Genomic DNA, 19,915 nt, shown 5'->3' with positions numbered 1-19,915 from the left:
CATATGCGATCAGCCAGGAAGGGTGCGAATCGGCACACCATCGCGACCGTGAGCCATTACTTGACGAGGCCTTTGACGAGATCGTAGAGCCGAACGACGGCGTCTGGCGTTCCAAACTGCTTCGCCCGCTGTTTCATGTCGGCCAATCGCTTGTCGTCCAGGGCTTCGACAATGCTCTGCCACAGCAACTCTTCGGTGAGGTCCGCCTCGCGGATCATCTTCGCCGCGCCCTCGCGGACCAAGCCGGCCGCGTTCGCTTCTTGGTGATTCGCGGTCACGTAGGGACTGGGAATCAGAATGGATCCGATGCCGACCGTGCAAATCTCCGCCAACGTGCTGCTTCCAGCCCGGCTGATCAGCAGGTCCACATTGGGCAACAGGCTCGGCATGTCGTGAATGAACGGATACACGGAGACGTTGCGCGGAAGATTGCCGAGTTTGCTCACGAAAGACTCATAGTGTTTTTCGCCGGTGACAAACAGGCAGCGCCACTCGGGATGTTCCGCAAACTTTGGCAGCACCCTGACAACCACTTCGTTGACCGATTCCGATCCACGGCTGCCAGTAAAGATGAGGATCACTTTTTGATCGCGCAAAATACGATACGTATCGAGTGCTTCGCGCTTCTGCCTGACGTCGACAGAGACGACCTCGCTAGCGCGCGGATTGCCTGTCAGGACCACGTTTCGAGCGCCCGGGAAATAACGGCGGCTCTCTTCGAAACAAATGGCGACAGCGTCACACCGCCGTGCGCACAGTTGGTTGGTCAGTCCAGGGCGCGCGTTTCCCTCCCAGACCACACTCGGGATGCCGAGCGATCTCGCCGCAAACACGACTGGCAGGGTGACGAAACCGCCCGTTCCCACCACGATATCCGGCTTCCAGGAGCGCAACAGGCGGCGCGCCTGGAAGAAACCGCGAGTCGTCTTCAGCAGCGTGCGGACGGCCGCAATCGAAATTTGGCGCCGCAAACCTGCCGCCTCCACGGTGGCAAAGGGCAAGTCCAACGGGCCGACGATAGTGCTCTCCAACCCTTCTCGCGTTCCGATATAGTGCGCTTCCAACTCGCTTTCACGCTCTTTCATGTATCGCCAGAGCGAAAGCGCGGGATAGATATGACCACCCGTGCCGCCGCCCGTGAACACGACCTTCATCGAACCACTCCAGCCTGCTTCGATATGTTGAGTAGAATGCCGACGCCGCTCAGCATCAACGTCAGTGAAGAACCACCGTAGGAAATGAACGGCAAGGTGATGCCGGTGGCGGGAATGGAACCGGTCACGACGCCGATGTTGATCAGCACTTGTACCGCAATCATGCCAGTGATTCCTACGGCCAGTAAAGTCCCAAATTCGTCCGGCGCATAGAGCGCGGTTCGAATGCCTCGCCACACCAGTACGCCAAACAGCAGGAGAACTGAGACCCCGCCCAGCATGCCGAGTTCTTCGCCGATGATCGAAAAGATGAAATCGGTCTGCGGCTCGGGCAGATAGAGAAACTTCTGTCGGCTGTTGCCGAGCCCAAGGCCCAGAATGCCGCCTGAGCCCAAGGCGTACAGCGACTGGATGACCTGATAGCCTTTGCCCAGTGGATCCTTCCATGGATCGATGAAAGCCGTGATCCGATCCATGCGATACGGCGCGACCGCGACGAGACCGCCGAAGCCAAGCAAGCCTACGCCAAACAGACTGCCTAGGTGGGAGAGTCGAGTGCCTGCAGCAAACAGCATGATGACGGTGGTGCCCATAATCACGACGCTCTGGCCCAAGTCCGGTTCCAACATGATGAGGCCTACGGCGACCACGGCAAGCCCCATCGGCGGCACGAACCCTTTCCAGAAGGAATGCATCCGGTCTCCGGATTCGCTCAACATGTGCGCGAGAAACACAATCAGTCCGAGCTTCGCAAACTCCGACGGCTGGATGCCAAGCGAGCCGATGCCGAGCCACGCCTTCGATCCGCCGCGATTTTCGCCGACGATCAGCACGAGCACCAGCATCGCGAAGCTCGCGATGGCGAGTTTCGGCGCGTGGCGGCGCCAACTGTGATAGTCCACACGCGAAAACCACCACATGCACAAGACGCCGATCACCGACCAAATCAGCTGCCGCTTGGCGAAATAGAACGGATCGCCATACTTCTGGGCCGAGATGACGGATGACGCGCTGTGAACCATCGTCAGACCGAACACGAGCAACAACAATATGACGCCGACAATCACGATGTCCCCAGCTTGCCGAGGTGTAAAACTGGCGCGGGTTCGAAGCAATGTATATGCCCCTCCTCAGACGCCTGCCCGGCGTCCAAGCCTTCGGAACGGTCAAACAGCGACACTCCGAACAGCGGGAGCCGGCACAGACTGTGTGAGCGCGCGGTTCGCGAAACGAACCGTCTTGTCCGAGTGGACACGCTCCTACAGTCTATGCACAGCCTCTTTGAACATGCTTCCCCGAACCTCAAACGACGTAAACATGTCCCAACTCGCACACGCGGGCGACAACAGGACGGTATCACCGGGTTGGGCGAGTAGATGGGCCATGGCGACCGCATCCTCGAGCGACTCGACAACCCGGACGTCCGGTACCCCGGCCCGTTGGCAGACGTCGCGCAATTTCTCCCGGGTCTGGCCCAACAGAATCGCGACGCGGACGCGTTGGCGCACATCTGGGATGAGCGAGTCGAACGAAATCCCGCGGTCCAATCCGCCGGCAATCCAGACGAGATTGCTTGCAAACCCGCGCAACGCCTGAATCGTGGCGTCCGGGTTGGTGGCCTTAGAATCGTTGTAGTAGCGCACACCCGCCAGTTCGCGTACCAGCTCCATGCGGTGTTCGACGCCTGCGAATGAACGCGCGACGCTCGCGATGGCTTCATCGCTCGCGCCTGCCGCTTGCGCCACGGCTGCCGCCGCGAGCACGTTCTGGAGATTGTGCGGACCTGGGAGGGAGACATCCCCCACCGGCAAGAGCGGACGGGAGACACCGTCGCGCACGAGCACGACGTGATGGTCGCGAACAGCCGCACCGTTTGGAAATGACGGTTCCTCAACGGAAAAGTAGTGGATCTGCGAACGCAACGCCGCCGCTCCATCGCGGACCAAGGGCTGATCGTGGTTGAGGACGGCGACGTCCGTGTCCCGCATGTTCTCAAATAAGCGCCACTTCGCCTGTTGGTACGCTTCATACGAACCGTGGTAATCCAAATGGGCCGGATAGAAATTGAGCAGCGCCGCGATCCGCGGGCGAAACCGCCATGTCCCCATCAACTGAAAGCTCGATACTTCCAGAACCAGCGGCAGGCGCTGCGGCAGCGTCTCCACGAGGCCGGATACGGCTGTCCCGATGTTGCCCGCGACAGGCACATCCTGGCCGCTCGCCCGCAGCATTTCGCCGACGAGGGTCGTCGTGGTCGTCTTGCCGTTGGAGCCCGTGATGGCATAGATAGGCCCTTTGGCGAACCAAGACGCGATTTCGATCTCGGTGAACACCACATACCCGCGATTCACGAGCGATTCGATGAACGAGTTCTGATAGGGTATCCCGGGATTTTTCACGACGAATTGCCATGGCCGATCCAATAAGGCGTCCGGATGCCCTCCGAACACGAATTGAACGCCCTGGCTCTCCAGGGCGTCGACACCCGAATTTCCTTCAGGACGAACGCTGCTATCTGTCACTGTCACGCGAAAGCCGTGCGCATGAAGCAGGGTCGCCGCCGCCGCTCCACTCTTTGCAAATCCAACCACCAGCACATCCCCGGGAGAACTCAGCCATCCCGCCAAGCGCGATTCACTACCCATCGCGTCATTCACCTTCTCAATGCGAAAGTACGGCAAGCGTTCCAAACGCGCAAATAAACGAACCTAACCAAAAGAGCAGGACCACTTCCCATTCAGACCACCCACCGAGCTCAAAGTGGTGATGGAGCGGGCTCATGCGAAAGACGCGTCTGCCGAACGTCTTGAACGAAAACACCTGAATCATGACCGACAATGCCTCCAGGACAAACACGAGACCGAATAAAATCAGTGCCAATTCACTATGCGTCAAGACGGCGACCATCGCAAGCCCCCCGCCTATCGCAAGCGAACCCGTATCTCCCATGAACACGCGCGCCGGGTGCCGATTGAACGCCAAAAAGCCGCCCAAGGCCCCGACCATGGCCGCGCAGAAGAGAGCGACGTCGTAATCGGTATTCCAGTAGGCGTACACCGCGTACGCGGCGAACACCATGATGGCGCAGCCGGACAGCAAGCCGTCCAAGCCGTCCGTCAAGTTGACCGCGTTCGTGGTGCCAACCAGGACGACAAGAAGAAAGAGAACATAGAATATGCCGACGGTGAGCGCCCAGTTCGAAAACGGGACGTGAATCGAAAACGAAGACACGTTTCCTTGTTCGACGCACAGGAGTCCAAACAGCAGGATCGTCAACAAGCTTTGAAACAGGATTTTTTGTCGGGCCGTCAAACCCAAGTTGCGCTTCTTGACCACTTTGATGAAGTCATCCGCGAAACCAATCAAGCCAAAGCCCACGGTGCCAAGCAGCAGCATCGCCGTGTCGAGCGACCCGAACGCGAATTTGACGGTCGTCAAAAGCACCGCAATGACGATGATGACGCCGCCCATCGTCGGGGTGCCAGCTTTCGTCTGGTGGTGCTTTGGTCCTTCTTCGCGAATGGTTTGTCCAAACTTCAGTCGACGAAGAATTGGAATCGCGATGGGTCCAAGCAAGAGTCCGATTGCGAACGCCGCGATCGCGGTGAAAAATAAGGCCTGTAAGTCCAACGGTTCTCCCCCCAAAACGCTTCATCTCAAAGCGCTTGCTTGATTGCCCTTCGCGCTTCTTCGCGATCATCGAAGTGAATCTTGTCCCTGCCGATCATCTGATAATCCTCATGGCCCTTCCCGGCGATCACGACAATGTCGTCGGGGCCCGCCGACTTGATGGCTGTCTCAATCGCCTCGCGGCGATCGACGATTCGGTGCACCCGATCTTCACGGCCCGCGGGGAGCCCCTCGAACATATCGTCCAAGATCCGGTTCGGATCCTCCGTTCGCGGATTGTCACTCGTAAAATACGCTTCGTCCGCCCATTTCAGCGTCGTGGCGGCCATCAGGGGGCGCTTTGTCCGATCGCGATCGCCGCCGCAGCCGACCACCACGATCAGCCTCCTCCGCGCGAACTCCCGTATTGTACGCAGCACGTTCTCCAAACCGTCCGGCGTATGCGCGTAATCGACGAACACGCCAAACGGCTGTCCTGCGTCCACGCGTTCACATCGGCCCGGTACCCCTTCATACGTCGCGACGGCCGACGCAATGGCCGACAGCGGAACGCCTTCCGCCAATGCCACCGAGCACGCGGCGAGCACATTGTACACGTTGAAACGGCCGATGCAGGACGACGCGAGATCCACCTCGCCCTGCGGCGTCACCACGCGCATCGAAAGGCCCGCCGACGTCAGATTCACCTGTGTCGCCCGCACATCCGCAGGCTGATCGATCCCGTACGTCAAAATCGGCGCCGTGGTGGCCTGCGTCATCACCTTCGCATAGGCGTCGTCCGCGTTGACGATTGCGCACAGCGGCCTCCCGGCGCCGTCCGTGAACCGGTTGCCGAGGCGCGCAAACAGCAGCGACTTGGCAGCCGCGTACGCATCCATCGTCCCGTGATAGTCCAGGTGGTCCTGGGAAAGGTTGGTGAACACGGCGATCCCAAAATCGACGCCTGCCACACGCCGTTCCACGAGTGCGTGGGAGGACACTTCCATCGCCGCGTGCGTGCACTTTTCCTGAACAAACGTCCGAAGCAGACTGTGCACCGACACAGCCTCCGGCGTCGTATTCGGGAGTGGGATTTCAACGTCGCGGTACTTGGCCCCGACCGTGCCAATCAAGCCTGTCGGATGGCCCGCGTGTTCGAGAATGTGGCGGATGAGGTGCGTGACGGTGGTCTTACCGTTGGTGCCCGTCACGCCAATCGTGCGCAATGATCGCGACGGATGGCCAAACAGCGCGTCCGCGAGCCGCGCGGACACATATCGCGTATCGTCGACGACGATCTGCGGAATCTCGCTCGGCGCGTCCTCGACGACGCGTTGCACCAGCACCGCGACCGCGCCTTGCTGGATCGCCTGCGGGACGAATGCGTGACCATCGACGGTGAACCCGGGAACAGCGACAAACAAGCTTCCCGGGACGACCTTGCGAGAATCGGTTGTGATATCGAGAATATCGGGGTTTGCATCCCCGTGAATCGTGTAGGTCAAGAGCGGTTGCACGAGTTGCCGTAGCCGCATATGATGTCCCTCCCGGCGTCATTCATGAACCCCTGAAGTCCACTGCCACTCTATTGGTTTTGCTTCTGGTTGTCAATTGCGCTGTTCGCCGGCGCGTTGCCCAAAAGCAACCGGATCGTCGAGCCGGAGTCGACCCTGGTTCCTCCAGCCGGAGATTGCGCAATCACGTGTGTCCCGCTCCCTTTGATCTCGACACGAAGATTCGCCGTGTTCTGCAACGCGAGATTCTGGGCCTGCTTCAACGTAAGGCCCTGGAAGTTCGGAACAGTGACCGGAACCGGATCGGGATACCTGTACTTCTTGGCCAATCCCGTCGTGGTCGGCTGCACGCCGAGTTCGTGGAGACTGTCCGCCAGGATGTTGCCGACGATGGGCGCCGCAATGACGCCGCCAAACACCACACCGTGTTTCGGGTGCGGATTGTCGATGGCGATATACGCGACCAGTTTGGGATGATTCGCTGGCGCCAGCCCCATGAACGACACGATGTAGTGACCCGATTCATAGTGGCCGTTCTTGGCGACCTGGGCCGTGCCTGTCTTGCCGGCGATCCGGTAGCCGTCGCGGTACGCCTTGCCGCCGCTGCCGTTCGCGACGACGCTCTCGAGCGCCGAGCGCACTTGCGCCGCGGTGTTGGCAGAAATGACCTGCCGGACGACCGTCGGCTTGGTCCGCGAGATGACCGCGCCGGTGTCGTGGTTCAACACCTCGGATACGACATACGGCTTCATCAGTTTGCCGCCGTTCGCGACCGCCCCGACTGCCATCACCTGCTGAATGGGCGTCACTGAAACGCCTTGACCGAACGCGGTCGTCGCCAACTCCAGCGGCCCAACTTGATTCAGCTTGAAGAGGATGCCGTTGCCTTCGCCAGGGAGATCGATCCCGGTTTTTTGCCCAAAACCGAATTTCTTGATGTACGAGAACAACGTCGTTTTGCCCAAGCGTTCGCCAAGCGCGATAAATCCTGGGTTACAGGAGTTCTCGACCACGTTGAGGAACGATTCCGATCCGTGTCCTCCCGCCTTCCAGCAGCGAATTCGGTGGCCTGCGACCTCGTAGTAGCCGGGATCGTAGAAACGGTCGTTCAAGTTCACCTTGTTTTCTTGCATGGCCGCGGCGAGTGTCACGATCTTAAACGTCGAACCTGGCTCAAACGTCTGCCAAATTGCAAGATTGTGGTTGTAGGTCGACGGATCGGCTTGCTTCCAGTCAGAAGGGTTGAACGTTGGATAATTCGCCATCGCAAGTATGGCGCCGGTATTCGGGTTCTCGACGATGGCCGTTACACTGTCAGGCTTGTACTCCGCGACTGCCGTCTCGATTTCCCGCTGTACGTACTGCTGAATGGCGAGATTGATGGTCGTCTTGATGTCGTCGCCATCAGTCGGTTCGACAACCGACTGCCCTTCGCCAGGAATCAGTTCGCCGTTGGCCTTGGCGTAGAATGTGATGCCGCCCTTTTTTCCCGTGAGCACTTGGTTGTACTGTTTCTCCAACCCGGTGAGACCGACGTTCTCGTAGCCCGTGATGCCGAGCACCTGCGCGGCGAGGTTGCCGTACGGATACGCACGTTTGCCGTCCTCCGTCAGATAGATGCCTGGCAGTTCGAGCGCCCGGATTTGGTTGGCCTGCTCTTCCGACATCTGCCGTCCGCCGGGCCGGATGTACACCATCAGTTCATTCTTGGAAATCTGTTTGAGCACGGACTCCGTCGACATCTTCAAAATCGGCGCAAGCTTCGCGGCTGTACCTGGCTTGTCCTTGATCTGACTCGGAACCGCCAGCACCGTGGGCGCTGTCGCCGTGTAGGTCAACGGCTCGCCGTTCGAAGCCAGGATGCTCCCGCGGACGCCTGCCAAAGGCACCGTTCTGTCCCACGATCCCTTCGCGAGATTGGACAACCAACTCGACTGCAGTACTTGTACGAAAAACAAACGCCCCACTAACCCCAGGATGGCGATAAATAAGAGAATCATCAGCCAAACCAGGCGCCGTCGGATCATTCCAGGAGTCACTCGCAACAGGTTCGCCTCCAAGCTCGTTCGTCGAGACTAACCTATGCGGACAACTCCTGAAATAGTATTGCAAACCAGCGTGATCGACACGTCTGAAGCGAGTCTTACGGCTGCAGTGTCACCCTAACCGTCGATCCCGCCGAAACCGTCTGCCCCGCCGCCACGCTCTGGCTCGTCACATAGCCCGAACCTTGCGGATCGATCGTAAGTCCAAGCGCCGCGAGAAGATCCGTGGCATCGCGCAGCGACAATCCTTGCAGGTTGGGAACCGCAATCTGGCTGCCCGTCCCGGACTGCAGAACGCCGTACATCTTCGATCCCTCCGCCACCTCGATACCTGGCTGCGGCCACTGTTTCGTGACGACGCCCCCGTCGCCGGAAATCGTCGCTTTCAATCCGAGCGATTGCAGTTTGGCCTCAGCTTCACTTGAAGACATGCCCACGATGCTCGGCGTCTCCACGTACTTCACCTGTCCAGCGCCCTTTGTCTCGTCCGCTAGCGAACTCACCGCGCCAGTCGGCGGAATGTGGTAATAGTTGAGGCAATCCTGGATGATCGCTCTGGCAGGAGGAATGGCGACCGTGCTTCCCCACTGTTCGTCCGGGGCAGTCTTTGGCCAATACAGCGTGACGTACACAAGCACTTTCGGATCGTTTGCAGGCGCAAATCCAATGAACGAAGTCTCGAAGCGATTCTGATAGTACTGTCCGGTTTGTGGATCGACAATCTGCGCCGTACCTGTCTTACCCGCAATTTCATAGCCCTTGATTGCGGCACCCGTGTCAATGCCCTGCGGCCCCGAAACATCCAACACCATGGTGTGACTGACCTCTTGGATCACATTCTGCGGCAGAAAACCTTGCCGCACCACTTTCGGCGACGTTTGCTCGACGACCTTGCCGTTTGGCGCGATCACTTTCTGCATGATATAGGGGCGCATCAGCTTGCCGCCGTTCGCGATAACCCCCATCGCGGCGACCTGTTGCAGCGGCGTGACGGCAATACCTTGACCGAAACCTGTCGTCGCGAGCTCGATGGAATTTTGGTACGACTTCGGAAAGAGCAGAGAGGTGGCTTCATTCGGGAGATCGATCCCAGTGGGCTGCGTAAAACCGAACAGATTGAGATATTTGTTCATGTTCGGCCAGCCCAAGGCCAGGGCGATTTTCGAAAATCCGACGTTGGACGATTTCTCCAAGGCCTCTTGGTACGTGAGCGTTCCCCAACCGCCCCACAGCCAATCGTGAATCGTCTGTCCGTCCACGACCGTTTCGCCCGATTGGAACGTTGCGTACAGGTTGATGGAATTGGTGGCGAGCGCCGCCGACAGCACAAACGGCTTGAAGGTCGATCCCGGCTCAAACGCGCTGCTCACCGCCCAGTTCTGCGACAACGCGGTGGATGACGCGTCCCAGTACTCGTTCGGATCGAACGTGGGTCGGCTCGATATCGCCAAAATCGCGCCGGTTTGCGGATTTTCCACGATGATAGCCGCGTGTTCCGGATGGTATTCCTTAATCAGTTCGTCCATTTGATTTTCGACGTAGCCTTGGATGGTGTCGTCGATGGTCAATTGCACCGTGTCGCCCGGCTTGGACGGTTTGACCACCTTGACGGTTCCCGGCAAAGGAACGCCCGTCGGATCCTGTTTGTAGGTGAGTTCTCCATTCGTACCCGAAAGCACTTTGTTGTACTCCAACTCGACTCCGCTCTGGCCAGTGCCCTTCGAAACGTAGCCGATCGTGTTGGCGGCAAACGAGCCATATGGATAGACCCGCTGCTCGGTCGGGCTGAAGGTGATCTGGTTCGACCACGCGATGGAGCTTTTTCCCGGCGCCCAAGCGTGCGTGGCAAACGCCTGCTGCAGCTTTGCCTGAACAGGTTCTTGAACAGGCGTCGGCAGTTCTATCCACTCGTCCTTCTGCTCATCCTCCGAAAGCAGCTTTGTCAAATCCGACTGCGACGTGCCGAGGATAGGTGCCAGGATACTCGCGGCGGTCGTCGCGTACTGCCGCAGGTACTGAAGTTGGATATCGACGTAATAGGCCGGAACGTCGTACGCGAGCTCATTGCCTTGCGCATCGAGAATCGCTCCGCGAGGCGCCAGCAGAGGTTTCGTCACGTCGACGACCCCATTGGCCGACTTCTCCAATTGCCTACCGTACACGTGCTGGACATCGTAGACGCGCCAGACAACCGTGGACAGCGTGGCGACCATGACGACTTGGAGTGTCCAAATACGCGCCTTCTTACGCCGAATCGCCTTTGGACTCGTCTTTGAGTTGAGAGATCTACCGCCTTGGCCGCTGTATTTCATCGAATATCACTACTCCGCGTGTGTGCTGGGGATTTCGATAGGGGTCTTGTACTGCATGCCCAACTTGTTCGCTTCCTCAAGAATTCGCGAAGGTTGTTTCAACTCGTCGACTTGCGTCGACAACGTCGCGTTGATGGCCTGTTGCTGTTGAATTTCTGTCTGCAATTGAACATTTTTTTGATTGAGCGCATAGACTTCCGCGCCCTTGCTTGCGACCATCCAGACAGCCGCAAAGGCAAGCAGACAGCATACGGCAAGACTGATTCCATTCGCCCAAACGCCGACTTTCGACTGTTTTGTCTCTGGGCGGCCATGTTGCCGCTCGCGAATTTGCGGAGCTTTGGCGAGCGCCCCTGCTCGCGTTGCTCGAATCTGTTCCTGCACTGCCGCCATCTGTTCAGTTCCCCCTTATGTCTTGAACATCTGTCTTGAACATCGCTGCCTCACAGCATCTCAAGCAAATCCGACCTACAACTTTTCAATGACTCGCAATTTCGCCGATCTCGCCCTGGGGTTCGCCTCGACTTCGCCCTCCGTCGGCTCGATGGGCTTGCGTGTAACGAGCTTGCCTTCAGGCTCCCGCCCACACCGGCAAATCGGCAGTTCCGGCGGACATATGCATCCTGTCGCAAAATCGCGAAACATCACCTTGACCATGCGGTCCTCAAGCGAATGAAAACTGATCACCGCCAACCGTCCTCCGCTGCGCAGCAGCGCAAACGCCTCTGCAATCCCCTGTTCGAGCACGGACAACTCGTCGTTCACCGCGATTCGAATCGCCTGGAACACGCGCCGAGCCGGGTGCGGGCCACTGCGCCGAGCCGGGTGCGGGCCACTGCGCCGAGCCGCGGCCGGAATCGCCGATTTCACGATATCCGCGAGTTCCGTGGTCGTCGTGATGCGATGTGTTCCTCTCGCCTCGACGATCCGCCTCACGATGCTCTTGCTGAACTTCTCCTCGCCGTATCGAAAGAATATCCGTTCCAGTTCCGACGGTTCCCATTCGTTGACAACCGTCTCCGCCGTCAACGTTTGCCGTGTGTCCATCCGCATATCCAGCGGACCTTCATGGCGATAACTGAAACCTCGCAACGGAACGTCAAACTGCGGTGAGGACACGCCGAGATCGAACAGTACGCCGTCCACTTCCCGAACGCCGTACGCTTCCAGGCGCGAACCCATTTCGGAAAAATTGCTGTGTATGATAGTCAAGCGATCCGCCGGCGCATCGGCCAGCAGCAGCTTGGCATGCTCAATGGCAGCCGCGTCTTGATCGAAGGCGAACACCTTGCCTGCCGGTGCCGACAACTCAAGAAGCAACCGAGTATGTCCCGCTCCCCCGAGCGTTGCGTCCACGTAAACGCCGCCGGAATGAGGGAGCAACGCGTTCACGGTTTCGTTCAACAGTACGGTCTCATGCTGAAATTCCAAATCCTCACCCCATCGCGATCGGACGAAAACCACTTCTTCTCGCACGCCTACTCACGCCAACGCGTCGCTGCGCGTCAAAACGCAAAGTCCACCAGATTTTCTGCGATGTCCGCGAACGATGCCTCAGCGTCATTCGAGTAGTTTGCCCAAATGTTCGAATCCCAAATTTCCACACGATTCGACACACCGAGAAGCGTACAGTCTTTCTCCAGTCCAGCGTAGTCGCGAAGCTTCTGCGGCAACAGGATTCGTCCTTGCCTATCCAATTCGCATTCACTTGCCCCGGAGAAGAAGAAGCGTACGAACGATCGGGCATCCGATCGCGTCATAGGGAGCGCCTTCAACTTGGCCTCGAGGATTTGCCACTCTTCATGCGGGTAAACAAACAAGCACTTGTCCAGCCCACGGGTCACCACGAACGACTCGCCCAACTCGTCCCGGAACTTGGCCGGTACGGTCAACCGCCCCTTCGTGTCGAGCGAATGCTCGAATTCTCCCATGAACAACGACATTCACCACCGGCCTGTTCGTATTCCCCACTTTGACCCACTACTCACCACATTTATAGCATTTCGCTCCTCCGATCTATTTTCCTGCCGACCTCCTGAGGATTTTGCAAATTTTCGACACACACTCAAAAACCCGCACGATGAATGGGATTCCGAGACATTCGAAGGGAATGGAACGACCGGTTCAACGATGGTGGGACGAAGTGGGGAAAAATCAGGGATGGTGGTGGGTGGGTTCGATCCGGCGGGATCGAACCCACTTTGCGGCAGGTGGGCCAGGCAGAGTTCGGTTACTCAGCAACCAGTTCGAGGACGGCGCCAGGCTGGCGGAAATCACCCCACACAGGCAACTGATGAAACCACTCAAGGCTGAGTTCGGCCCAGAGGTTCATCGGGGAGAGCCTGCGCTCTTGCTCGTGGCCGTCGGTCCAGAACCACGTCTCGATGCGTCGCAATTGCTGGACATCGTCGTGGCGGCGGCGCTCTGCCAACTGATAGACTTTGCGGTGCAAGCGTTCGAGGAGCTGGCGCTGCTGCGTTTGATGACGCGCCACGATATCCTGAACCTGTGGGCCGAGGTGTTCGTAGGTCGCGGTGAAACGCTTCATGTGTTGTTGCAGCATGCCGGAGAATTCGTCCATGTCGGCTTGCAGCGTCTCTGTCATGTCGCGCAACGCGCGAAGGGCGACCAGATCCGCCGGTTGTCGGACATCGGCAAACCCGATCCCCCACGCGTTCATCGCCCGCCATACACCTGGCGACGCAATGCGCATGCGCTGACGCATCACAAGCGGCGGCAGCGAGCGGCCGTGCGCGTGGAAGATGGCCTTGGACAAGCTGTGATACGCCAGTTCCGATGGGCCGCCCACGTAAGCGAGTGTCGGCAGCAGATGATCTTGAACGACTGGACGCAGCAGGACGTTGGAGCTGAAGCCGGCAGGATCATCTCGACAAAGTTGCAGCCAATCTGCGAGCGTACGCGTTTCGCCGTGGCTCCGCAAGCGCAACTGGCCGTCCTCCGTTCGCTCGATGACATACCGCCGTCCGTCGACGACGCGAAACACGGTCGTGTGGCGATCATCGCGAATCACCTCTGGCGCAAATCCAGCCGCTTCGACAGCCGCATACGCGTCGGACAGACGCGCCTGCACTTCGTCCGCGTTGGCGAGCGTCCGTTCGAAGACGGGCGCGACGAGGCGGCGCAGTTCGGGAAGACAGGGATCGACGAAGACAATCGGGTGATTCGCCAACATCCGCGACATCAGCCGAGTGTACCAGACCGCCAGCGAATCCCCCTCCCGCCACGTGTCCTTAAGGGTATGCAGCAAATCGACCTTGTAGGGTGTTTCATGGAGGGTTCGTTGCACTTGCTGGATGACGTGGTCGACCTGGGATCGGCTGAGCGACGCATGGTATACCATCTGGTGCGGATCGAACGAATGATCCAGTTCGATGCGGGCGGGAACATTCACGTGATCGATCACGTAGGCGTGATCGACTTCGGCGAAATCGTGATCTTCGGACGCCACCCAGAACACGGGTACGACGGGCCGCCCCAACAGGCGCTCCATTTCCGCGGCGACGCCAATCGCGGACAAGGCTTTGCTCAGAGAGTACAGCGGCCCCGTCAACAGACCCGCCTGCTGGCCAGTCACGACAACGACGCTTTCAGGGTCGAGCAAGCGTTGAATGCCGTTCATCTGCGCGGGCGTCGCTCCGATGCGCTCGTGGTATGCGGACAACGCCTTCACCAACTGCTGTCTGTGCGTATCGTCAAACCACGGCAGCACTTTTTCCGCACGGCGTTGGAACGTCGTCGGATCGGTCGGATTTTGATCATCATAGAGATTGGAAACGCTCTGAAATTGAAACAGGTACGCGTCTGTCAATGGATTACCAGTCGGTGCCTGATAGATGGTACATTTCAAGGAGTAACAGTCCCTTCGAACGCTCCACGATCCGCCGGACCATCTGGAACGGGCCGTTTTGTGTGGCGGGATCGACACAAGATTTTCTTAGGCCTCGACATCGTACCACACCTCGTCGACTCTGATAGCGAAGGGCTGCCAGATGGCCGACGAGATCGAGGACCAGACTCATCATAACAACAAGTTGGCGCTAAAGTAAAATAAGTAGTTGTCGTTGCCTATGAGGCCTGTCCGGCGGAACGCCTCAGGCTGCGAGAAGAAGCCAAGTGACTTTCCCGAGATCGATTTCCCGCTCGCGCACACGGATGCGCAGCGGCTGGCATAGGAGTGTAGAACAAACGTGACGTGTTACCAAACGACCAACCATCCATATCCGAATGCACGAAATCTCGCGGGCCGCAACGCGATTGTGACGGGCGCGTCGCGCGGCATTGGGCGCGCCATCGCAATCACGCTTGCGAAGGCGGGCGCGAATGTCGCTGTCCACTATCATCGCGAGCGGGAACTCGCTGAACAGGTCGTTCGCGAATGCGAGGCCCACGATGTGCAGGCCGTGGCGATACAGGCCGATGTACGCGACGAAGGCGACGTAAAGCGCCTATTTATAGAAAGTACGCAGCTTGGCATTCCAAGCATTCTCGTCAACAATGCCGGCGTGAGCGACTACGGTTTGGTCATTGACATGACGCTCGAGCGATGGCGGACACTCGTCGATGTCAATTTGACGTCGATGTTCCTTTGCACGCGCGAGGCCATTCCTTACTTGAGGCGCGTGGAACATGGCCGCATCGTCAATCTCGCATCGATCCACGGAATGGACGGCGCCGCCATGGAAGCGGCATATTCCGCGACAAAGGGCGGCGTGATCGCCTGGACGAAAGCGGTCGCCAAGGAATTGGCGACGCTTGGCATCACCGTCAACGCCGTTTCGCCAGGCGCCATCGATACCGACATGATGGCCCAATTTGACGACGCGGAGCGATTGGCCATCGCGGAATCGACACCGATTGGCCGACTGGGGCAGCCAGAAGACGTCGCGGCGCTCGTCACCTTCTTGGCGTCCCCTGAAGCAAGTTTCATTACGGGTCAAAATATCAGTCCGAACGGAGGTTTGTCGACGTAGTCTCGGTCCAAATTCAGGGAGGGAAATCGTCCATGGCTCAGACCTCTGCAAAATCCAAGCGATCTGGCAAGAAACTGAGCAAGCTGGCGCGAGAGATTCGAGAAGAAGCGAGAGCGTTGAATCTCACGGAACGCGAGTACTACCGCCTGACGCTGGCCATTTCAAAGACATTGCGATCCGCCATCACAGAGTCGGGCATGTCCGCCAAAGATGTGCTCGGGTTGTTCGATTCGCCGATTGTAGGAACTCTCATCCGATCGATGCTGTCGACCGTCGTCACGGGACTCCAATCCGGCTCCAGCGACGCCGGCGACACGACCGACAGCAAAGAAGCCAAACCAGAACATGGGCAACCGCCAGTGCCGCCAGTGAGTCAGCCGCCAGCCCGTCATCCGATGCCGAACCAGCCGTTTCCGCACTATGCCGTACCCTATCCGCCAAAGCCGATGTACCAAGCTCCGCCCGCACCGCAAGGCACACCGCAAAGGGCCCCGCAAGGTGCGGAGCATCGATACGGGCAGTTGCCGCCGCAATATCCGCTTTGGTAATTCAGCCCTTCTTCTGGATAGATTCAATTTGAACGCCAAAGCGGCGCACGTGAATGTCGGAGTCGACGGAAATCTCCGCGGTTTTGAGGTGATCTTCCCACGGGTAATCCGCAAACTTCGCGTATGTTGAAAATTGCCCCCGGATGGCCCGCGAGATCGGAACGACGTCCGATTGATCTTTGCGCAGCAAGCGATCCAACAACGCTTCCGCGTGCTGGTCAAACTGCTTCTTCAAATCCTGTTGGAATTGCATGCGGATACGCCTGTCCGAATAGTCGATCCCGCTCGCGATCCCGACGACGTCGACGTCCAGCGGCAGCAATACGCGAATCTTCACAGGGTTGCCTAGCGTGACGCGGTATGTAGCTGGACGTTCCTTGTGCAATTCAATGCCCACCGGCTGCGACGGATTGTTTGGATCCTCCAGGTTCAGCATGGCATGGCGTACACTTCCCTGGAGCAGGCGCAAGTAGATGTTGTCTTCGCCCGTAATCGTGTCAACCACCCGATCCGACTGAAACACCGCCGCGCCCATCCAATCGACAGGGTTGCCGCCGAGGCGCTCCACACCACCGGGCTGGTAGTCGACGTTCGCCTTGTCCGGCAGCTGCTGTTCCTGCTTGGATACATATTGGTTCATGCCGTACAGCGGCGCGATCGCGTTCTCGTGCGGTTGTTCCATCCCCGCCATGAGGTCCTGAATTCTGCACATGGGCGCAATGCCACTGCGCTGCGAAACCAACGCGATGCCGTCGGCGATTCGCGTGATCGACGTATCGAGCATCGGTTGAAACGCGTCGATCACATCTTTTGCCGTTGTCGTGGACACCGATACAGGAACCGTCCGGCGAAATTCCCTGTACCTAGTCAGCGGTTCGACGTACTGCCGTACCCCTGATTTGGCGAGATCGGCACCCAGGATAATCAAGGAAAGATGCGAGAACGTGATGGTGCGCTCAATCGATCCGCTGGCCAGCACCATGGCCTCGCTGATGCTGCGCGCGCGGATTGTGACCGGCTCTTTGCCCGCAAGTGGTTCCATTCCGCCTTTATCGCCTCCCCCTGACGGATTGGAGGGCTGCGCGATGCGGAACGTGCAGTCCAAGAGGTTGCCTGGCGCTTTGTCAAGCCCTAATACCGACACAAAAGCCTGCTGTTCCAGCTCCTGTCTGTCAAAACACCCGCTCGTGCCAAAGGGGAGTAGGGCCAACAAACCCACGAGGCCAATCCGACCGCATTTGCTGGATGTCAACTTGCGACGGTCTTGGTTCCGTATCCCACGCCAATAATTCCTTACCCACTTGAGGAACATCTCTTCTCACCATCCTGGATGTAGGGTGGCTCACAAGAGAGGCTGAAATGCATGAAAAAGAGCGAGCTTATTCAGCTCGCTCCACCGGTTCGTGTTCGACACGTTCCAAATTGCCGTATTCGTCGATCTGGTACATGAACCCTTCGCCGAGTTGTGTTTCGTCCAACAAAGCGGCTTTGCGGGCGCGCTCCATGATTTGGACAAGCACTTTGTAGTCCTGCGCGATGGTTTCGTAATTCGCCTTGACACGATTCAGTTCTTCCCGCGTCTGCCGGTATTCCTCCTGGAGTTCGCGATACCGGTTTTTCCATTCGTTGCTTTGGCGTTCCGCACTTCGCCAGCGCGAAGCCCATTCCTGCGCTGTGTTTTTTTCCTGGCGCAGGAAGCGGAGCACTTGCGCCCAAGACATCAACGTCGCGGTCGGATGATCCAAATCTCCGCCTTCCATCTGCGCCTGAACGCGCTCCGACTTGCTCTTCTTGCGCTCTTCCTTGGCGAGTTCGATGATCTGCCGCTGCTGCTTGCGCACGCACGCGTTCCAGCGAAATCCGCAAGCCGCGGCCGTCCTTCCCAGGCGTCGCGAAGCTTCGTTGAAACCTGCGAGCTGTGTGCTACCTTGTTTAATGTGTTTCAGGACAATGTCAGCTAGAATCTCGTCGTCTTCTGTTGTCCAAGCATCTTGGCGCATTGCTCTAGATGATTGACGCATGATGTTTTCCTCCTCAAATGACCTCTTGACATGACCTCATTGCAGAGGTCGGCGTTTCCTCACGTTCTCCACACATGGCTTATCACGACGCTATCATTTGTTATAACCACATTTGAGAGTGCTTAAACGTGAGAATCACGAGTCGGTGTCATCAGGGGCGTTTTTCGCAATGCGTCGCCATCCGCGACGACGATAAATCGCGTCGGTATGCGGATCGACAAACGTGAAGACAACGCGTGGAGGCGTGGTGACGGATCGTCTGCGGAAATACTTCCAGAGCATACTCCCAATGTAAAACGCGCGGGTCGCCCGAGACGCCCGCCAAATGGTAAAGCCGATAGACAGGAATCGAAACAGCCGAAACAAGATGCGAATCGTGCGCAACCGTCTCACCTCGAGACTCGGGGATATCGATTCGTCGTGATCGAATCAGGTCTAGCCTGCCCTAATCTTCTCCCGGACATCCGACATGGCGAAAAAATGTACCTCTCGCCGCTCGAGTGCCGCGCCATTCACATCCTGTTCCGTACGGAATCCAAATGGTCAAACCGACGCGATGGTCTTCACTTCTACCGTATCCATCGCTCTTTGCACCAAACCTTCGATATCGAGCGCGGCTTCGCCCTCGGTAACTTCCTTCAGCGTTGGGTGTGTTTTCGGCCGTCTCGGAGCGAATAGAGAACAACAGTCATCGTACGGCAATATCGAGACGTCGTACGTTTGGATGGCTTGCGCCATGCGAATGATATCCACTTTGTCTTCGACGGCGAGCGGCCGGATCACCGTCAGAGGCGTGACAGCGTCCACCGCGTTCAGGGCCTCCAGCGTCTGGCTGGCAACCTGGCCGACGCTGTCGCCGGTGACAATGCCACCCCAGTTGTTTCGATCCGCCATCGCCGTCACGATCCGAAACATCATGCGCCGCAAAAGAACCGTGCGCAAACTTTCCGGGCATTCCCGTCTGATTTCGGCTTGAACCTCAGTCAGCGAGACCAGGTACAGCCGTCGCGGTCCCGCCCAGTCGGCAAGCAGGCTCGTCAAATCCTCGACTTTCCGCTGTGCGCGCTCGCTGGTGAACGGGAACGAATGAAAATGGACGAGATCGACATCGAGACCGCGCCTCAACGCTTTCCAGACAGCGACAGGACTATCGATGCCCCCCGACAACAGACCTGCGACGCGTCCGCTCATCGAAACCGGAAATCCACCCGCGCCTTGCACTCTGCCGGCAAAGACGTAGGCGTCGGCGTCCCGAACATCCACTTCCACCTGAACCTCCGGGTGGTGGACGTCTACGGTTGCACCCTCGACGTCGCGCAGAATCGCAGCGCCGACTTCCCGCGCCAGCGTTGGACTGTCGAGTTCGAACTGCTTGTTGCCGCGCCGGACCTCGACCTTGAACGATCCCGGCGTCGGCATTTCATGCCGATACACCCGGACAGCGGTATCGAGGATCGCCTGAACACTCAACTCCGTACGCGCCACCGCGGACAGCGACGAAATACCAAAAACGCGGCGAAGCCGGTCCATGACCGGCTTCACGGGCACATTCCCTAACTCGACCACGATTCGGCTGCTTTTGCGGACGACCCGAATGGTCGGCCAAGGCTGCACCGCCTGTTGAATATTTCGTTGTAAAATCTGCTCAAGCTGCGATCGGTTGTGACCCTTGGTACTTAGTTCGCCGAAGCGAACGAGAATGTGATCGTACATTGTACCCT

17 protein-coding genes are annotated in these 19,915 nt (G+C 58.3%); 2 read left to right on the top strand and 15 right to left on the bottom strand.

The window, feature by feature from the left end:
* Positions 1–56: 56 nt before the first annotated feature.
* From murG to bshC, 11 genes are all read right to left on the bottom strand, one after another.
* Positions 57–1,154: an undecaprenyldiphospho-muramoylpentapeptide beta-N-acetylglucosaminyltransferase gene (gene murG / locus AAC01S_RS06705; protein ID WP_067620749.1), complete on the bottom strand. Its 1,098-nt coding sequence runs from the start codon at positions 1,152–1,154 to the stop codon at positions 57–59.
* The gene (gene spoVE / locus AAC01S_RS06700; RefSeq protein WP_067620745.1) at positions 1,151–2,269 is read right to left on the bottom strand and encodes a stage V sporulation protein E; all 1,119 of its coding nucleotides are present in this window, start codon (positions 2,267–2,269) and stop codon (positions 1,151–1,153) included. Before spoVE ends, murG begins: the two co-directional genes overlap by 4 nt.
* Positions 2,270–2,413: 144 nt before the next feature.
* On the bottom strand, positions 2,414–3,799 hold the full coding sequence (gene murD / locus AAC01S_RS06695) for a UDP-N-acetylmuramoyl-L-alanine--D-glutamate ligase (protein WP_067620742.1): 1,386 nt from the start codon (positions 3,797–3,799) through the stop codon (positions 2,414–2,416).
* Positions 3,800–3,815: 16 nt separating this feature from the next.
* A complete protein-coding gene (gene mraY / locus AAC01S_RS06690) occupies positions 3,816–4,784 on the bottom strand; it encodes a phospho-N-acetylmuramoyl-pentapeptide-transferase (protein ID WP_067620739.1) in 969 nt (322 codons plus the stop codon).
* A gap of 26 nt (positions 4,785–4,810) precedes the next feature.
* Positions 4,811–6,298 (bottom strand): UDP-N-acetylmuramoyl-L-alanyl-D-glutamate--2,6-diaminopimelate ligase, encoded by a 1,488-nt coding sequence (locus AAC01S_RS06685; RefSeq protein ID WP_067620736.1) that lies wholly within the window; start codon positions 6,296–6,298, stop codon positions 4,811–4,813.
* A 50-nt stretch (positions 6,299–6,348) separates the two neighbouring features.
* On the bottom strand, positions 6,349–8,322 hold the full coding sequence (locus AAC01S_RS06680) for a stage V sporulation protein D (RefSeq protein ID WP_441394804.1): 1,974 nt from the start codon (positions 8,320–8,322) through the stop codon (positions 6,349–6,351).
* A 98-nt stretch (positions 8,323–8,420) separates the two neighbouring features.
* Positions 8,421–10,634, bottom strand: coding sequence for a penicillin-binding transpeptidase domain-containing protein (locus AAC01S_RS06675; protein WP_067620734.1), 2,214 nt, complete (start codon positions 10,632–10,634; stop codon positions 8,421–8,423).
* 9 nt (positions 10,635–10,643) lie between these two features.
* Positions 10,644–11,027, bottom strand: coding sequence for a septum formation initiator family protein (locus AAC01S_RS06670; RefSeq protein ID WP_067620731.1), 384 nt, complete (start codon positions 11,025–11,027; stop codon positions 10,644–10,646).
* 75 nt (positions 11,028–11,102) lie between these two features.
* Positions 11,103–12,065, bottom strand: a complete 963-nt coding sequence (rsmH, locus tag AAC01S_RS06665; RefSeq protein ID WP_067620728.1) for a 16S rRNA (cytosine(1402)-N(4))-methyltransferase RsmH — start codon at positions 12,063–12,065, stop codon at positions 11,103–11,105.
* Between the two features lie 74 nt (positions 12,066–12,139).
* Positions 12,140–12,571 carry a division/cell wall cluster transcriptional repressor MraZ gene (mraZ, locus tag AAC01S_RS06660; protein WP_067620842.1) on the bottom strand — a complete coding sequence of 144 codons (432 nt, stop codon included), beginning with the start codon at positions 12,569–12,571 and terminating at the stop codon, positions 12,140–12,142.
* Between the two features lie 293 nt (positions 12,572–12,864).
* Positions 12,865–14,502 carry a bacillithiol biosynthesis cysteine-adding enzyme BshC gene (gene bshC, locus AAC01S_RS06655; protein ID WP_067620725.1) on the bottom strand — a complete coding sequence of 546 codons (1,638 nt, stop codon included), beginning with the start codon at positions 14,500–14,502 and terminating at the stop codon, positions 12,865–12,867.
* Positions 14,503–14,842: 340 nt separating this feature from the next.
* Here bshC and ymfI point away from each other — a divergent pair, with 340 nt between their 5' ends.
* Complete coding sequence (gene ymfI / locus AAC01S_RS06650; protein ID WP_067620722.1) at positions 14,843–15,625, top strand: elongation factor P 5-aminopentanone reductase; 783 nt, start codon at positions 14,843–14,845, stop codon at positions 15,623–15,625.
* A gap of 32 nt (positions 15,626–15,657) precedes the next feature.
* Positions 15,658–16,173, top strand: a complete 516-nt coding sequence (locus AAC01S_RS06645; RefSeq protein ID WP_067620720.1) for a hypothetical protein — start codon at positions 15,658–15,660, stop codon at positions 16,171–16,173.
* Position 16,174: 1 nt separating this feature from the next.
* Here the strand turns inward: AAC01S_RS06645 and AAC01S_RS06640 are convergent, their stop codons facing one another.
* The 4 genes from AAC01S_RS06640 to thiI all read right to left on the bottom strand — a co-directional run bounded on the left by AAC01S_RS06640 (position 16,175) and on the right by thiI (position 19,907).
* Positions 16,175–17,392 carry a Ger(x)C family spore germination protein gene (locus AAC01S_RS06640; protein ID WP_441394805.1) on the bottom strand — a complete coding sequence of 406 codons (1,218 nt, stop codon included), beginning with the start codon at positions 17,390–17,392 and terminating at the stop codon, positions 16,175–16,177.
* A 160-nt stretch (positions 17,393–17,552) separates the two neighbouring features.
* Complete coding sequence (locus AAC01S_RS06635; protein ID WP_245630105.1) at positions 17,553–18,194, bottom strand: RsfA family transcriptional regulator; 642 nt, start codon at positions 18,192–18,194, stop codon at positions 17,553–17,555.
* A 135-nt stretch (positions 18,195–18,329) separates the two neighbouring features.
* Positions 18,330–18,578: a hypothetical protein gene (locus AAC01S_RS06630; RefSeq protein ID WP_067620714.1), complete on the bottom strand. Its 249-nt coding sequence runs from the start codon at positions 18,576–18,578 to the stop codon at positions 18,330–18,332.
* Between the two features lie 159 nt (positions 18,579–18,737).
* Positions 18,738–19,907 (bottom strand): tRNA uracil 4-sulfurtransferase ThiI, encoded by a 1,170-nt coding sequence (thiI, locus tag AAC01S_RS06625; RefSeq protein ID WP_067620710.1) that lies wholly within the window; start codon positions 19,905–19,907, stop codon positions 18,738–18,740.
* Between the last annotated feature and the right edge of the window lie 8 nt (positions 19,908–19,915).

It is taken from the genome of Alicyclobacillus acidiphilus NBRC 100859 (assembly GCF_001544355.1).
Classification (GTDB): Bacteria; Bacillota; Bacilli; order Alicyclobacillales; family Alicyclobacillaceae; genus Alicyclobacillus; species Alicyclobacillus acidiphilus.
Note: the sequence above shows the minus strand (reverse complement) of the source record. Positions and strands in the feature narration are given on the sequence as shown.

What these genes read in the sequence shown, in the direction of transcription:
- murG (WP_067620749.1), bottom strand. Translation starts at nt 1,154, where the DNA reads ATGAAGGTCGTGTTCACGGGCGGCGGCACGGGTGGTCATATCTATCCC.
- murD (WP_067620742.1), bottom strand. Translation starts at nt 3,799, where the DNA reads ATGGGTAGTGAATCGCGCTTGGCGGGATGGCTGAGTTCTCCCGGGGAT.
- AAC01S_RS06685 (WP_067620736.1), bottom strand. Translation starts at nt 6,298, where the DNA reads ATGCGGCTACGGCAACTCGTGCAACCGCTCTTGACCTACACGATTCAC.
- AAC01S_RS06675 (WP_067620734.1), bottom strand. Translation starts at nt 10,634, where the DNA reads ATGAAATACAGCGGCCAAGGCGGTAGATCTCTCAACTCAAAGACGAGT.
- AAC01S_RS06670 (WP_067620731.1), bottom strand. Translation starts at nt 11,027, where the DNA reads ATGGCGGCAGTGCAGGAACAGATTCGAGCAACGCGAGCAGGGGCGCTC.
- AAC01S_RS06645 (WP_067620720.1), top strand. Translation starts at nt 15,658, where the DNA reads ATGGCTCAGACCTCTGCAAAATCCAAGCGATCTGGCAAGAAACTGAGC.
- AAC01S_RS06635 (WP_245630105.1), bottom strand. Translation starts at nt 18,194, where the DNA reads ATGCGTCAATCATCTAGAGCAATGCGCCAAGATGCTTGGACAACAGAA.
- thiI (WP_067620710.1), bottom strand. Translation starts at nt 19,907, where the DNA reads ATGTACGATCACATTCTCGTTCGCTTCGGCGAACTAAGTACCAAGGGT.